The sequence below is a fragment of the Streptomyces lavendulae subsp. lavendulae genome, from assembly GCF_002803845.1.
Lineage (GTDB): Bacteria > Actinomycetota > Actinomycetes > Streptomycetales > Streptomycetaceae > Streptomyces > Streptomyces lavendulae.
On sequence record NZ_CP024985.1, the window covers coordinates 145,777 to 159,475 of the forward strand.

Genomic DNA, 13,699 nt, shown 5'->3' on the forward strand with positions numbered 1-13,699 from the left:
CCACCGGGCCATCGGGCTCAGGACCACTCCGACCGAAACCGCCTTCTCGACTACGTTCCGTGGTGCTCGTAGGCGCGCGGGAGATCGACTTTTAATGTGTCACGCTCCGCCCGCGAAACCGGGCTGAGGGCCCCTCCAGGCTCCGAGAAACGGACATACGGGGACGGATTCCAGGCAGCGTGACACTTTCCTGAGGGAGCGTGACAGCAGGTGTCACACTCACGGTCCGTCAGCGTGACACGGTCGGGCACAGCCGCGGCTGGTTGTTCAGGAGAGGCCCGCGTCAGTTGTCCCGACCCGGGCAGTTTGGTCCCCGTCTCAAGCGATCTGGTCCGATTCGCTTGGCGTCTCAGATGATCTGGTCTGGGCCAGCGGCGCCTGTCTGCCCCCGAGGCAGAGCCTGGTCCTCAGCGACGCTGCGGACTGGCATCAAGCTCTGCAACGGTGGGCTTCTGGCCCGGTTGTTCCGCCACTTCGCCAGGGCTGACCAGGACAGCTACTGGGGATCGGCCCAGGCGATACTTTCACCCATGATTGTCAGATGCTTGGAGATCATCCATCCCGACGGCGATTACCCCGTCGCAGAGTTTGATGGGATCCGGGTGGGCGGTGTCTACCCGGTTCTGGAGATGGTCACAGACGACGACCACTGCTACATCCGTGTGCTCGGCCCCGACTCACCCGACCCCGGACTGGAATGGGACCCCGTCTCCTTCGAGACAGTGGACACCCGGATACCGCCCGGCTGGACCCTCGCCATCGCCGGCGGCCGCACCCGCCTCGCGGATGCCCGCTGGCAGCGTCCCGGCTTCTGGACCGACTACTACCGCGGCGACCCGCAGGCCCGGGCCGACTACGACCACGTGAAGAGCGAACTCCTCGCAGCCGCCCCACCGCGCGAGAACTGACCCCCGCGCCCGGGTGCTCTCTCCCGTATCCAAACCATCAGGTCAGCAGCCCGACGGTCAGCGCGAAGAAGCCGGGAGAGCTCTCCAATCGCGGGGGGCCCAGGCCTGCCAGCGACGGACCAGATCAACTTAGAACCCGTTGTTGTTCCGAACTTGATGGCTGCGTTTTCGCTGGTGGGAGTGGGTGCTGTTCAGCCGAGGCAGGGATGAGGCGTCCTGTTTCTCGTTGAGCGTGCGGGGTGGCTGATGGTGTCGGTGCTGGGTCTTCTGGAGGCGAAGGAGTCGGCTGCGCGGGAGGTCATCGAGCGGCTGCGTGATGAGGCCGATCGGATCCTGGCTGAGCTCGTGGAGGCGGAAGGCAGTCTGGAGCGGCTGGTCATCGCGCGGGAGACGGTGGCAGAGGTTCTCAACGGCCCGGCCGTTGCGGCCAAGGAGGCTGCGGTGAAGGACGTGGATGAGGCCCCGGCTGGGGTGATGGTGGTGCCGCGTCGTCGTGAGGGCCTCTCGGTTCGTGTGCTGCCGGAGGAGTATCAGCGGGTCATGGCCGTGGTGGGGGCCAGGGACGGAGTGCGGGCCAGGGACCTGACCGTCGCCCTGGGGCGGGAGGCGGTGCCCGCGAAGATCGAGTGTGTGCGGTCGATGGCCAAGCGGCTGGTCGCGCGTGGGTGGGCGGTGGAGGAGACACCCGGCGTGTTCACCCCCGCAGCCGGGTCACGTGGGCCTGCCGCTGCCGGGTGACCCGGTCGCCGTGCGAGGCGGCGTCCCATGACCATGGTCATGGACCACATCACCATCGCCTCGTGGGTGGCGGGCAGGCGTTCGTAGTCCCGGACCAAGCGGCGGCGGTGCATCAGCCAGGCCAGTGTCCGCTCGACGACCCAACGGCGGGGCAGGACCACGAATCCCTTCTGGTCATCGCTTCGTTTGACGATCGTGAGCGCCAGGCCGAGAACGTCCCTGGCCCAGTCGACGAGCCAGCCTGCATAGCCTCCGTCGGCCCACGCGAGTGTGATCTTGCGGCGGAGTTCGCGGAGCCGGTTCAAGACCGGCACGGCCGCATCACGGTCCTGGACGGACGCCGGGGTGACGTGGACGACCAGGAGAAGGCCTGCAGTGTCCACCGCCAGGTGGCGCTTGCGGCCGCCGGCTTTCTTGCCTTTGTCCCAGCCGCGTGATCCGGCGGCGCCGGTGTCGGCCGCCCGCAGGGACTGCGAGTCCACGATCGCGGCCGTCGGCTCCGCTCTTCGTCCCTCCGTTTCCCGCACCCGGGCTCGGAGCCGGTGGTGGAACTCGGCGATCAGGCCCTGGAGGCGCCAGCGGCGGAAGAACGCATAGACACGGTCCCAGGCGGGGAAGTCGGCCGGGACCGCCCGCCACTTGACGCCGTTGTCGAGGAGGTAGCGGACTGCGTCGAGCATGACGCGGTGGCAGTAGCCTTCCGGCTGCCCCGCCCCGGCCCTCCAGCCAGGCCGGCACCGGCAGCAGCGGACGGACGGCCGCCCATTCCGCATCGGTCATGTCCGACGGATACCTGCGTGCTCGCTCGCCGTGATCGGCGGCATTGCCGTACGTGTGCGCGATGCAGTCACACGATGGGGCAGCGGGGTTGGACGCAGCGAGCTCGGACACGCAAAGCTGTGACAACAGGGTCTCCTGGAACTGCCCGAATAGGGTCGCACCCCCGAGCTGACCAAGAGGCCCTGTCTTCATGCCCGGACCACCGAAACATCACCCGACCCAGAACCCCGTTCGAACCCAAACGCTCCCACGATCGATAGAACAACGGGTTCTGATCCGGCCTGCTCGGCAAGGGCATGAGATCCCGGGCTCGCGGTAGTGGACTTTCGGCGGTGCCGCGGGGCGGCGGAGTTCCGTAGGGTCGTGTCCGTGAGAACGATGATCATCTCCCGGGTGCCGGCACCGGTACTGTCCGCAGGCCTCTTCATCGGCGCGATGGCGGCCGTTGGCACCGGTGTCGCCACCCTGTGGTGGGGCATACCTGCGGCGGTCTGCGCCTTCCTCGCGGGCTGGCAGCCGGGGCGGAACCGGAGCACGGGGGCTGCCTTGGTCGGAGTGCTCGCGGCCGCCGTGGTGGCTGTGCTCCTGGTGCCGGCGTGGCTGGGGTGGGCGAGCCAGTTCGTGGGGTTGCTGCTCGTGGCTGCGATGCTGCCGTGGTTCGCGGGCCGGTTCCTGCGCCAGTACCGCGAACTGGTCCGGGCCGGATGGGAGCGGGCCGCGCGGCTGGAGCGGGAACAGCATCTGGTCGCCGAACAGGCCCGGTTGCGCGAGCGGACCCGGATCGCGCAGGACATGCATGACCTCCTCGGCCACGACCTCAGCCTCATCGCCCTGTCCGCGGGGGCACTGAAGCTGGCCCCTGGTCTGTCCGAGGACCACCGGGCCACCGCCCGGGACATCCGCGCCAGGGCAGGAGCCGCCGTCGACCGGCTCGGCCAGGTGATCGGTGTCCTGCGCGAGCCGTCGGATCCGGCTCCGGGGTCCGAGCCCGGCGCCGGAATCACCGAACTCAAAGGCCTGGTGGACCGGGCGGCCGCGGCGGGGCTCGACGTCCGGTTGCGTGTGGAGGGCGAAGCGGCGGCCGGCGACGCGCTGCCGGTCATCGAGCGGGCCGTGCAGCGCGTCGTCCAGGAGGCGCTGACGAACGTTGCCAAGCACGCGCCCGGGCACCAGGCGACCGTCGTCGTCCGGCACGCGGAAGGACGGACCGAGGTCAGTGTGACGAACGAGCCGGTGCCCAGCGCGTCTGCGGCCCACCATGGCCGTGCCGCCCGTACCGCACCAGAGCCCCGCGCCTCGGCACCTGGCGACGGCCACCACTTCGGGCTCATCGGCCTGGACGAACGCGTACGACTGGCCGGTGGCACCTTCACATCGGGTCCCGAGGGCGACGGGTTCGCCGTCCGGGCCACGCTCCCGCACCGTCCCGGGTCCGTGCCCCCGCCACGTGGCGCCGAGCCCGGCGATCCAGGTGCCGTACTACCTCCTGAGCACCGCAGTGCCCGTCGCCGGCTGGGCCGTACCGCCGCTGCGGCCGTCCTGGTGCCGCTGTGCACCTCCGCGTTGCTCATCGGCGGGGTGCGGGTGTGGGACACCATGACGGCACGGCAGGCGGTACTCGCCCCGCAGGACTACGCCCGGCTGCACGTCGGTCAGCCACGCGCGGACATGGCGCGGTATCTGCCCGAGCGCCAGACCACGCGCCGCCCGGCCGCGCCCACGCCCGCACCGCAGGATGCGGCCTGCGAGTTCTACGTACAGACCGCCGACCCGTTCGACGACCGCTCGGGGGACATCTACCGTCTCTGCTTCCGGGCCGGACGCCTGGTCTCCACCGACAACTACACCGGGAAGGACGTCCGATGATCCGGATCCTGATCGCCGACGACGAGCCCATGATCCGCGCGGGTGTCCGCGCAGTCCTTGGCACCGATCCCGGCGTCACCGTCGTCGCCGAGGCGGCCGATGGCCACCAGGCGGTGGAACTCGTGCAGCGCCACCGCCCGCAGGTGGCCGTTCTCGACATCCGGATGCCCGGAACCGGCGGCATCGAGGCCGCCGCCGAGATACGAAGGACCGTCCCCGAAACGGGGGTTGTGATGCTGACGACCTTTGGCGAGGACGAGTACATCCTGCGCGCCCTGAGTGAAGGCGCCACCGGCTTCCTGATCAAGTCCGGTGAGCCGGAGGAACTGATCGCCGGTGTCCGGGCAGTTGCCGACGGTGCCGCCTATCTGTCACCGAAGGTCACGGCCCGCGTCGTCGCGCATCTCGCCTCTGGCGGTGTGGGAGCCCAAGCCAACCGCCGTTCCGCGGCCCGCGCCCGCGTCGAGGCCCTGACCGGGCGGGAGCGGGAGGTGCTCGGCTTCCTCGGCAGCGGGTTCTCCAACGGGCAGATCGCGCGCCGCCTGCGCCTGGCGGAGGGGACGGTGAAGGCCCACGTCAGCTCGATCCTCGCCCGCCTCGGCGTCGACAACCGGGCCGCGGCGGCGGTGGTCGCGCACGAGGCCGGCGTGGTCCCGGTGCCGTCCGACCGGCTGCCGTAGGTGGACGGCTGACACCGCCCGCAGGGCAATCGGCCGTACGAGGAGCCACACCGTCATCACGGCCGTCGCGCCGAGCGCCGCGCCCGCCAGGACGTCGTGCGGATAGTGCACCCCGACCAGCACCCGCAACAGAGCGGCCGCCCCGGCCACCGGCAAGGCCAGAGCCGCCAGCCGTGGCCGTATCAGGACCACACCGACGGCCAGCGCGACGGCGAGGGTGGCGTGGTTGCTGGGGAACGACCAGTCGCCTGGCGCGGGACACTGCGCAAGGGCCGCGACCCCTGGCAGGGCCCGGCACGGACGTTCCTCGTCGACGAGGAGTTTGAGCGCCTCACTGACGGCATAGGCGACGACGGTCCCGGCGGCGGCCACGGCCACCCCGGCCAGCACCGCCGCATCCCTGCGGCGCAGGGCGCGCCAGCCGACCCAGGCCAACAGCAGGCCCAGGAACAGCAAAGTGCCCTCACTCGCCCCTTCCAGGACGGTCTCAGCCCACGACGGCCCGTCCGCCACGCTCCCAGTCAGCGCCCGGTAGGCCCGCACCGAGAAACCCGCAGTGCCGTGCGCCGGCTCGTTCGTCCCCAGCACACCGCCGGGCGCCAGCCTGACCACGGCCGCTGCCCCTACCCCGGCCGACGCGACCGCCATCAATAGCCGTCGGCCCCATCCATATCGCTTGATCGAATCCATGCTGCCGACGGTAGGAACACTGCAGGCGGGGCGCCCTGGCCGAATGGCAGCCCGGTACCCCGACGATCGTCAGGGTTGACCGGTACAGGCTGAAGGGACGGGACTAGCCTCGGAGACCCATAGGCCCTCACGAGGACGTGATCGCCATGCGGCAGCGGCTGCCATGGGCGGTGGTTCGGCTGAGTAGCTCGCCTCCTCGCCCGTCGGAGGCGAGCCGTGTAGATGTCGGCAAGCTGCTGGCTGGAAACGCTGCCGTTCCATACGACGAACGCGCCTCCGTCGAGAGGCGCCGCTCTGGCGGGTTCGCAGGCCCTGCTCTGGCCTCCCAACATCCCGGCGAGTTCTGCCCGGTCCAACGGTCAAGACCACAAACGATCTCAAGGTGACAAGAACGACGCACCTTCGGTGACAGCAATCCTGCTCACGCCGCCTTGGAGGGCGGGGCAGTTGTCGGGTGACAAGTTCCGTGCTCAGGCACACCCTCCGGCCGACGCCTCGCCACTCCACGAAGTCGGGGTCGGTGAGGTCCACGTCGTCGGCGTTCTCCAGCCCGGCGGCCGCGAAGAAGACCCGGATGTCGGCCGGTCGGTGCGCGACCCCGATGGCGACGCCGTCGTAGCGCACCCGGCGCCAGCCCTGCTCGTCGGGCGGGTAGACGATCAGCTTCGCGGACATGCGCCCAGCCTGTTCCCGTCGCACCCCACCGGCACCCGGCCGCGCGCGAACGGGTGAGGTAGCAGAGCCTGGCCCCCTGCGGACAGCCCGCACCGGTGTCCTCGGCCCCGGAGTACGTTCGGATGTACGGGGTGCGGCCCTGGCCGCCGGGGCCGCGACCTGAGCCGGTTCCCCCGTGCGGGTGGACCCGGGGCCGCCGGCGAACCGGTCCGGTCCCACCGCCGTCGCAGGGCTCATGAAACCGAACGAGCAGCACATCGCGGAGCCCGGCCTGGTGGTCCTGAACATCACCGGCGGGGACGAGGACACCGTCCGGGCCGTCATGGCCGCGCTGGAAGAGCGCTGGGCCACATCAGGCGTCGGCCCGGTGCGCCGGGATCCCGGCGAGCCCGGCGTCCGGGCCCGGATCTACGCCGACGTCCTGCGCCCGGGACGGGAAGCCCCATAGCCACAGCCCCTGGGCAAGCCTCCTCGCGGGGGCTTGCCCAGGGTCGCCTGGGGCTTGCCCAGGTACTCAGGCTTGCCCGGCCGCCGGAGCCCACAGGGGGTGTCCGCGGCCGGTGCCGTGGCAGTGGGAGCACAGTCCGCGGCCGGGCGTGCTGTGCGCGTCGATGGTGGTGACGGCGTCGCGCAGGAGCTGGGTGAGGCCGTGGACGTGGGCTGGGTGCAGCGTGAGTTCGTCACGGGTGCCCACCACGATCTCCAGCGTCTCCCCGGGAAGCGCACGGCGCTCGTCCGTTTCCAGGGCGGCAGGGATCAGATTCGCTACCAGGTTGTACAGGTCGGCCATGGTCTCTCCGCCGGCCAGCTCCACCCGAACCCTCCAGAGGAGGTCCGACCGTGTGAGAGACAGCAGCACGTCCGGCGTCAGATGGGGAAGGATGCGGTCGGGCGGTTCGGGGTGGGATGCGTGAAGGCGGGTGAGGGCGTGCCACATGTCGTCCGGATCGTGGCGCTGGAGTCCGTCCATGTCCTCTTGCAGCGTGTTTCGTGTCATGGCTCCGGTCTACGGCCAGCGAGGGACGTCAGCCGGCTTCTAGCCGCCGCGTCCCGGGCGGTGGCGCCACGACCTCGGGAGCCGTCCCGTCACGTGGTCCGGACGCTGGGCAAGCCCTCCGTGGCGAGGGCTTGCCCAGCGGAAGCCGTGACCGATCGGCGGCCCGGGCGTGACCGCAACTCCAACCCGAGGCGGTGACCGCTCATCGGTCACCGTCATCAGCCGGGGCCTCACCGGAAGCCCTGGGATGCCCGTGACCGAATCCGGCTAGCGGGCCGAGGTGGGCAAGCCGGTGCTCGGGGGTGGATTGCCCAGGCTCCCCTTGGGCTTGCCCGGCGCCGGTCAGCGGCCGACGGCTTCGGGGTAGCGGGCGCGGCGCTCGTGCGGGTCGTCGACGCCGATCTCGTACCAGAGCTCGCCGCGCTGGAGCCGGGGCAGGGTGTTGGCCCACACCGCGATGGTGATGCCCTGCACGGCGGCGGTGAGCGCTTGGAGGCAGTTGTCGAGGAGGTGTTCGGCCTTGCCTGCCAGGACGACGTGCAGCCGGGGGAAGGTGGTGGAGCGGGTGTAGCGGTGGCGCTGCCAGAACGGTCGACCGGCGACGAGGGGCACCCGCAAACAGTAGACCTGTTGCTGGACCGTGGGGTGGACATCAACGCGGTGATGAAGCACAAGACCGCCCTGGACTGGGCGGTCGGGTTCGGGCAGGAAGAGATGGTGCACCGCCTGCTCGGCCGCAGTGCCATCCCCTCGGCCGCGACCCTGGCCGCCGCGCGTGAGTATCTCGTACGTCATCCGGAGTGTCGGCGGAAGACCGAACGCATCGCCGTCGCCCTCCTTGCTGTAGATGTCGTGCCGGGCACGGACCAGGAGCCCGGGACGGGCGCCGGGAATCTGGCGTAGCGATCGCCCAGGGGGCACCAACCCGGCCCAACTTCGCTGTCACAGAACCACCGGTCGTCCGACTTCAGTGGCAAACGAGCCAGCTTCGATGGCACGGGACAACCCCGTCATAGGTCAGCCGCGACCTCACCGGGAAGCCAGGAGTGGGCCGTGACCGACTCCGCCGGCCGACCGAGGTGGGCAAGCCGGTGGTCGGGGGCGGTTGCCCAGACTCCCCTTGGGCTTGCCCAGCGTGCGTTGTGGTCAGCTGCGACGGCGGAAGAAGCCGCGGTCGGGCCTGCCGGGCTCCCGAACCTCCTCCGGGGTCCACTTTGGTTGCGATTGGGCGTCTGCTGGGTTGTCACCCACTCCTGCTGGAATCATGGACATGACTAATCATTCTCCGGGGGGCACGTGCAATGAGCGGTTTAGAGGACCTCGCGTCCGGGGCGGTTGATCTGATGGCCGCTGCTTCCACGGCTGCTGCGACGGGCATGGGCAGCACGGCTGCGACTGCGGTCGCGGACATCGTCCGAAGCCGGCTCAGAGGAGCCGGGCATGACGCGACTGTGGCGCAGTTCGACGCGGCTCCTCAGGAGCCCGGGTCCCAGACCGCCCTCCGCTGCGCTCTCATGGCTATCCTCACGGCTGATCAGGCCTTGATCGTGCAGCTCACCGATGCCCTTTCGGCAGCGGCCGAGGCAACCGACACGGTTCCCCCGCCACCGGTGTACGTCGCCTCCGGTGGAGGAGTCACCGTGCAGGGGACGGGCAACAGGCTTCGGGGCGACTTCGCCGGCCGGGACCAGATCATCCACAACATCCGCCACGGCGACGCCAGGACCCTCGTGGTCCTGGCCGTGGTCGCCATCGTTCTCGCCTTCGCCGTGTACGGCGGCGTCCAGGCCGTCGGAGGCCTGAATTCCGGTGGGGCGAGCGGACAACCCGGAATCGGTGCGTCTCCCAGGGGTGCGACCGACCGGCAGGGCGGGACCGGCACATCGCCATCGGCTCCGAAGAACACCGTGCTGTGGACGGTCCCCAAGAGGCCGTGGCCCTTCTCCCCGCCCGTGGTCAGTGGCGGCAGGGTCTACTACCTCGTCTCCAACGAACCTGCTGGCATCGAACTCATGGTCGTCGACGCCTCAACAGGCGCGGTGGTGCCCGAGTTCACCGCGAGACTCGACCCCAACTCCCTACCCGGGCCCCTGACGGTCGCCGACGGGCGCTTCTACCTCGTCGACGACAACGGCGTTCTGTACGCCGGCGACGACAAGCGGATTCTGTGGAGATACTCCACAGGCGCCAAGATCCTGAGCCCCCCGAAGCCGACGGTCGCCGACGGCACGGTCTACTTCGGTGGAAGTGGAGTGAGCCACGAACTGCACGCAGTGGACGCCACCGCCGGAACGGAACGCTGGACGTTCACCGCGAAGTCACGCATCTCCACGGCGCCGGCCGTCAGCGGCGGAGTGGTCTATGCCGGAACCGACGACGGTGACCTCTACGCGCTGGACGCCGTGACCGGAAAGCCTCTGTGGACGTTCCCAGGAGGCGAAGGCTTCTTTCACGGCGCTCCCGTCGTAGCCGAGGACACGGTCTACATCGCTGGGGACAAGGGGACCATGTTCGCGGTGGACAAGACACGTGGCACGAAGGTCTGGACGTTCCACGCTGAGGGCGACGCAGAAGGTCTCTCAAGGTATCCCTTGATCTTCGGCAACACGGTCTACTTCGGTGGCGACAACAAAGTGTTCTATGCCCTCGCCGCGGACACCGGGACCAAACGCTGGTCGGTGACGACCGGCGGATCCCTTGCCCGGTCACCCGTCCTCGCTGACGGCATCGTCTACTTCGGCATGTGGTTCGGCAAGCTGTACGCCTTCGACGCGGTCACCGGCAAGGAAGTCTGGTCCCACACAACCGAGGGCGAGTTGCCGCAGGACCCCGCGATCGGCGAGGGCACCATCATCATCGCCACACGGAATGAGAACAAAACCGAGGGACACCTGTACGCCCTGCGCCGCTGAAACTGCGGAACCGGCAGACCCTGCGCCGCAGTCGCCTCTCGTGGTCGACGGTCGCGATACGTCCGGCCGGGAACGGATCAGGTCCACGGTGCGCTTGTCCGCGTCCGAGGGCAGCGCCCGGCCCCACCCGGCACAGCTTGTGCACCAGGTCGAACATCGTGCGGTCCAGTCGATGGACGATGCCCCCGGCATCGTCACCACAGCCAGGCGTTCGAGTGCCGCATCCGGGACAGGGCGCGGGCGTCGCGGCGGCCGGCGGCGCTGCCGATGCGGTTCTGTCGGGGCCGGGGCCGGCGCGCCTGGGCACCGTAGAACCGTCGGACACCGGCCGCCTTGAGCCGCTTGCGCTGCTTGGCCAGCTCCTCCTTCTTCGCCTTGATGGACTTCGGTTTCCGGGGCCGCTTCCAGATCGGCTGCCAGGCTGGCGGCGGCGCGTACGCCTCGGCGCGCTTCTGGGCGGCCTCCTTCAGCCGGGCAGCGACGGCTTCGATCCTCGGGTCCGCAGGCGGCGTGGTGGTCATGCGACTCCTCCGGTGGGTGGTGTCCGGCCCGGCGCGGGCTGGACAGGCTGCTGGGGGCGCGGCGGCGGGGCCGTCGCCGGGGCGGGCTGTGGTGCAGGGCGGCGGGCGGCGGCTCGCTCCCGGATCCCGGCCTGGAGCCGGGCGGTCATCTCGGCGGCGGCCTCCAGCGTCCGGCTGGTCTGCTCCACCGCGACGAGGTCCGTCATCGGCTCCAGGTCCCGGCTATCCCTTCGCCCCGGGCGCAAGCTCGGGCGAGGGCTCGGAGTGGTCGGCACGGTGACGGTGCGCGGCCGGGGCCGGGAATTCAGGCGGTCCGCGCGGCGTAGCGCGTGGACGCGGGCGGTCAGCGCCCCGGCGGCGAGACGGGCCCGCTCGTACGGGGCGGCGGACCGCTTGCGGGTCAGCGCGCGGAGCACGGCCTGGTCCTCGGTGTCGTGCGGGTACAGGGCGCGCAGGTCAGCGGTCAGCATCCGCCGGCTGGCCGGGCGGGTGTAGCCGTCGATGGCCGCCTGGACTATCTCCTCGTCCAGGCCGGACCGGTGAGGTCGGCCTCGCAAGACGTAGGCCAGGTGACGGCGGGCTTCGGCGAGGAGGTGGTGGTGCTTGAAGGCGCCGCGCATCACGTACACCACGGCGGCGACGTTGACCGCCGCCAGCGCGACGTCGACGACCGGGCGCACCCGCGCCCATATCGCCGCGGCCGCTGCTCGGGCGCGCTCCGCCAGCCCGGCGACGACGTCGGCTCCGTACGCCCGGCTCGCCGACTCCCGCCAGGCGGCGCGCAGCTGAGAGAGCGAGCGCAGTTCCTTGCGCTTGGGTGAGCGGGTCTGGTCGGCGGCCTGGCAGGCCAGCGCGTAGGCGGCTGCTCCCCCGGCGCATGCCCCTGCTGCTCCTCGTACTCGGCCGTGAGGAATGGCAGCGCGTCCTCGATCTGCTGGCGGCGGGTCGACTGCCAGCCGATGAGCCGCTGGTCGATCCCGACGATCTCCATGACCGGGCGGCGGTCGGGCGTCACCTCGCGCGGCTCCCACGCCCACCCGAGCCGGGCGGACACCTCCTCCATGAAGTACAGGGTGTAGAGGGTGTCGGCTTGTGCACGCTCGGTCATTGACCGGGTAGCTGTACGGTCCGCGGATGTTGAGACAAGGGGCCTGGTCAGTCCACTACAGCTCGCGGGATCTGCCGCAGCCTGAGCCGCAGCCCTGGCACCTGCAGCTTTCCCCGGATGACTGGGAGTTGCGGCTCGATGACCTGGGCATTCCTGACGGCACGCCGTACCTGTTGTCGCCGTGTTTCGTCTACGACACGGATCTGAACTCGTACTTCCATCAGGTGAATCTGATGGAGGGCCCGCTCTTGCCGGTCTACCTAGCCAGATAACCCGCACGCAGTCGTTGACATCTACTCTGCGCACCGCAGACGGCACCTCCGCGCTTCCACTGACACCCACGCTGCGCCTACCAGCAGAGCCACATGTTGCGACGCCATCAGTGCAGATGGGGACCTGTTTCCCGCCCCACTGTCGGGCGACACGAGAAGGTCAGTGGTCGGCGACATGGCGTGTGTCAGTGCTGTGCCGCTTCTGGATCTTCGTGCTGTCGCGAATGTGGTGCCGACCGTCCCCGCATGGCCCCTGCGGTGAGGGCGGGGCCGTATCCGCGCCCACGGCTGACAACCACGCTGGTAGTTACGCGATTACGAGCCAGGAGCCCGCTCATGCCTACGCCGTAGCCACGGAATCCGAATGCGTCGGCCCCACAGCAGTGGCTCTCCACCCGGCCGAGCGAGAACGCCACCGCGTCCTGGAGTTCCGCAAAACCACAACGTGGCGCTGTTCCCTACGAGGTGCCAGCGGAGGTTGAGAGCCACTACGGACTGCACGAAGACCAACCCGGAGTCAGATGGTCGGAGCTGCACCACTGGGCCTCCCATACCTGGCGCCAGGACGGTGACCGGGTACGACTGCCACGGCCAACGGCGCAGCCTGTAGCGCATGCGTACTGCGTTGAACACCCAGCACGCCCCGAACAGCAGCGCGCTGAGGCTCACGACCCAGAGACCGGCAATGACGGAGCCAACCCATTTCGCGCCCGCTTCGTCAGCGGTGATCCCGATCCACGGGCTAACGACGGTCCCGACCGCACCACCGCCCAGCCAAAGCCACGCAAAGCACCAGTACCGCTTAAAGCTCGTCCGCGTCTCCTCGTGCTTCCAGGCAACCGTCTCCATGCGGACTCCCCGGTCCCCCGAACTCGATGCCCTGTGCCGTCTGCTGCCCATTCCGTCCCCGGTCAGTGTGGCCCCGCCGCGGATCACTCGTACCACCTCAACGCAAACCGCGCAGGCGAACGATTCTGGTGACCATCGTCAAACTACACCGCGACGCGGGACATGATTTCTGGCAGGTGCATACAAGGTTGGCCAGAGGCTTCGTGAACACCCCGGCCATAGGGAAGGCAGGCTCTGCGTGATGAGGAAACAGGCGCGGACCGAGTGGTGGGAGCAGTTGCCGGTGGGGATCCGGGAAGAGATCGGCGGGTACGTCCTTTAGGACGCCATGTTCGCGACGGTCAGGCTCGTGGTCGACGTCGGCCTGGCCCGGGAGCGCCCGACGGGTACACCGCCGCCCCGCGGCTCGACATCCTCCGGCCCGACCAGGCCGGCGCCGTCACCGGCCGGACGAAGCCGCACGCATCCGTCCGCGGCCCGATCCAGCCCCTCGAAGCAGAGGTTCTCCTGCGGGTCTGGATCGGCGGCGGAATCGCCCCCGGCGACGCCGCCCAGCGGCAGGCCCTCGAAGACCTCGCCACCGCCGATATGGTCACGCGCGGCGACATCATCGACGTCCTGCCCGATCACGTCGCGTACAGCCTCCGGATGCTCTCCGAGCCGTCACCGACTACTGACGCACCTCATGTCGCCGACCACTGAC

The 13,699-nt window shown here is 69.8% G+C and carries 11 protein-coding genes and 2 pseudogenes; 6 read left to right on the forward strand and 7 right to left on the reverse strand.

Annotated features, from left to right (window positions below; all coding sequences use genetic code 11):
- Nucleotides 1-629 precede the first annotated feature (629 nt).
- Nucleotides 630-908 carry a hypothetical protein gene (locus tag SLAV_RS00645; RefSeq protein ID WP_158740946.1) on the forward strand — a complete coding sequence of 93 codons (279 nt, stop codon included), beginning with the start codon at nt 630-632 and terminating at the stop codon, nt 906-908.
- Nucleotides 909-1,438: 530 nt separating this feature from the next.
- Here SLAV_RS00645 and SLAV_RS00655 read toward each other — a convergent pair.
- Entirely contained in the window at nt 1,439-2,326 is an 888-nt protein-coding gene (locus SLAV_RS00655; protein WP_234333898.1) for an IS5 family transposase, read from the reverse strand.
- A gap of 478 nt (nt 2,327-2,804) precedes the next feature.
- Between SLAV_RS00655 and SLAV_RS00660 the strand changes: the two genes are divergently transcribed.
- Both SLAV_RS00660 and SLAV_RS41995 read left to right on the forward strand, forming a co-directional pair.
- Nucleotides 2,805-4,292: an ATP-binding protein gene (locus SLAV_RS00660; protein ID WP_051841446.1), complete on the forward strand. Its 1,488-nt coding sequence runs from the start codon at nt 2,805-2,807 to the stop codon at nt 4,290-4,292.
- Nucleotides 4,289-4,972 carry a response regulator transcription factor gene (locus SLAV_RS41995; protein WP_030240022.1) on the forward strand — a complete coding sequence of 228 codons (684 nt, stop codon included), beginning with the start codon at nt 4,289-4,291 and terminating at the stop codon, nt 4,970-4,972. The genes SLAV_RS00660 and SLAV_RS41995 overlap by 4 nt, the downstream gene beginning before the upstream one ends.
- A 96-nt stretch (nt 4,973-5,068) precedes the next feature.
- On the opposite strand, the pseudogene SLAV_RS42000 reads toward SLAV_RS41995, so the two are convergent.
- Nucleotides 5,069-5,662 (reverse strand): annotated as a pseudogene (locus SLAV_RS42000) (phosphatase PAP2 family protein); the annotation flags it as partial.
- Nucleotides 5,663-6,572: 910 nt separating this feature from the next.
- Between SLAV_RS42000 and SLAV_RS00680 the strand changes: the two are divergent.
- Nucleotides 6,573-6,785 (forward strand): DUF6207 family protein, encoded by a 213-nt coding sequence (locus SLAV_RS00680; RefSeq protein ID WP_030240024.1) that lies wholly within the window; start codon nt 6,573-6,575, stop codon nt 6,783-6,785.
- Nucleotides 6,786-6,851: 66 nt separating this feature from the next.
- On the opposite strand, the gene SLAV_RS00685 is transcribed toward SLAV_RS00680, so the two are convergent.
- Entirely contained in the window at nt 6,852-7,334 is a 483-nt protein-coding gene (locus SLAV_RS00685) for a hypothetical protein (protein ID WP_037688841.1), read from the reverse strand.
- Between the two features lie 342 nt (nt 7,335-7,676).
- Nucleotides 7,677-7,946 carry a hypothetical protein gene (locus SLAV_RS00690; RefSeq protein WP_234333899.1) on the reverse strand — a complete coding sequence of 90 codons (270 nt, stop codon included), beginning with the start codon at nt 7,944-7,946 and terminating at the stop codon, nt 7,677-7,679.
- A 33-nt stretch (nt 7,947-7,979) separates the two neighbouring features.
- Between SLAV_RS00690 and SLAV_RS42005 the strand changes: the two genes are divergently transcribed.
- Nucleotides 7,980-8,237, forward strand: coding sequence for a hypothetical protein (locus SLAV_RS42005; protein WP_234333900.1), 258 nt, complete (start codon nt 7,980-7,982; stop codon nt 8,235-8,237).
- 611 nt (nt 8,238-8,848) lie between these two features.
- Nucleotides 8,849-10,246, forward strand: coding sequence for an outer membrane protein assembly factor BamB family protein (locus SLAV_RS00700; RefSeq protein ID WP_158740948.1), 1,398 nt, complete (start codon nt 8,849-8,851; stop codon nt 10,244-10,246).
- 194 nt (nt 10,247-10,440) lie between these two features.
- Here SLAV_RS00700 and SLAV_RS00705 read toward each other — a convergent pair whose 3' ends face one another.
- From SLAV_RS00705 to SLAV_RS00720, 3 genes and pseudogenes are all read right to left on the reverse strand, one after another.
- Complete coding sequence (locus tag SLAV_RS00705; RefSeq protein ID WP_030240035.1) at nt 10,441-10,767, reverse strand: hypothetical protein; 327 nt, start codon at nt 10,765-10,767, stop codon at nt 10,441-10,443.
- Nucleotides 10,764-11,875 (reverse strand): annotated as a pseudogene (locus SLAV_RS00710) (relaxase domain-containing protein); the annotation flags it as partial. The gene SLAV_RS00705 and the pseudogene SLAV_RS00710, both read right to left, overlap by 4 nt.
- Nucleotides 11,876-13,314: 1,439 nt before the next feature.
- Nucleotides 13,315-13,626 (reverse strand): hypothetical protein, encoded by a 312-nt coding sequence (locus SLAV_RS00720; protein ID WP_030240039.1) that lies wholly within the window; start codon nt 13,624-13,626, stop codon nt 13,315-13,317.
- Nucleotides 13,627-13,699 lie beyond the last annotated feature (73 nt).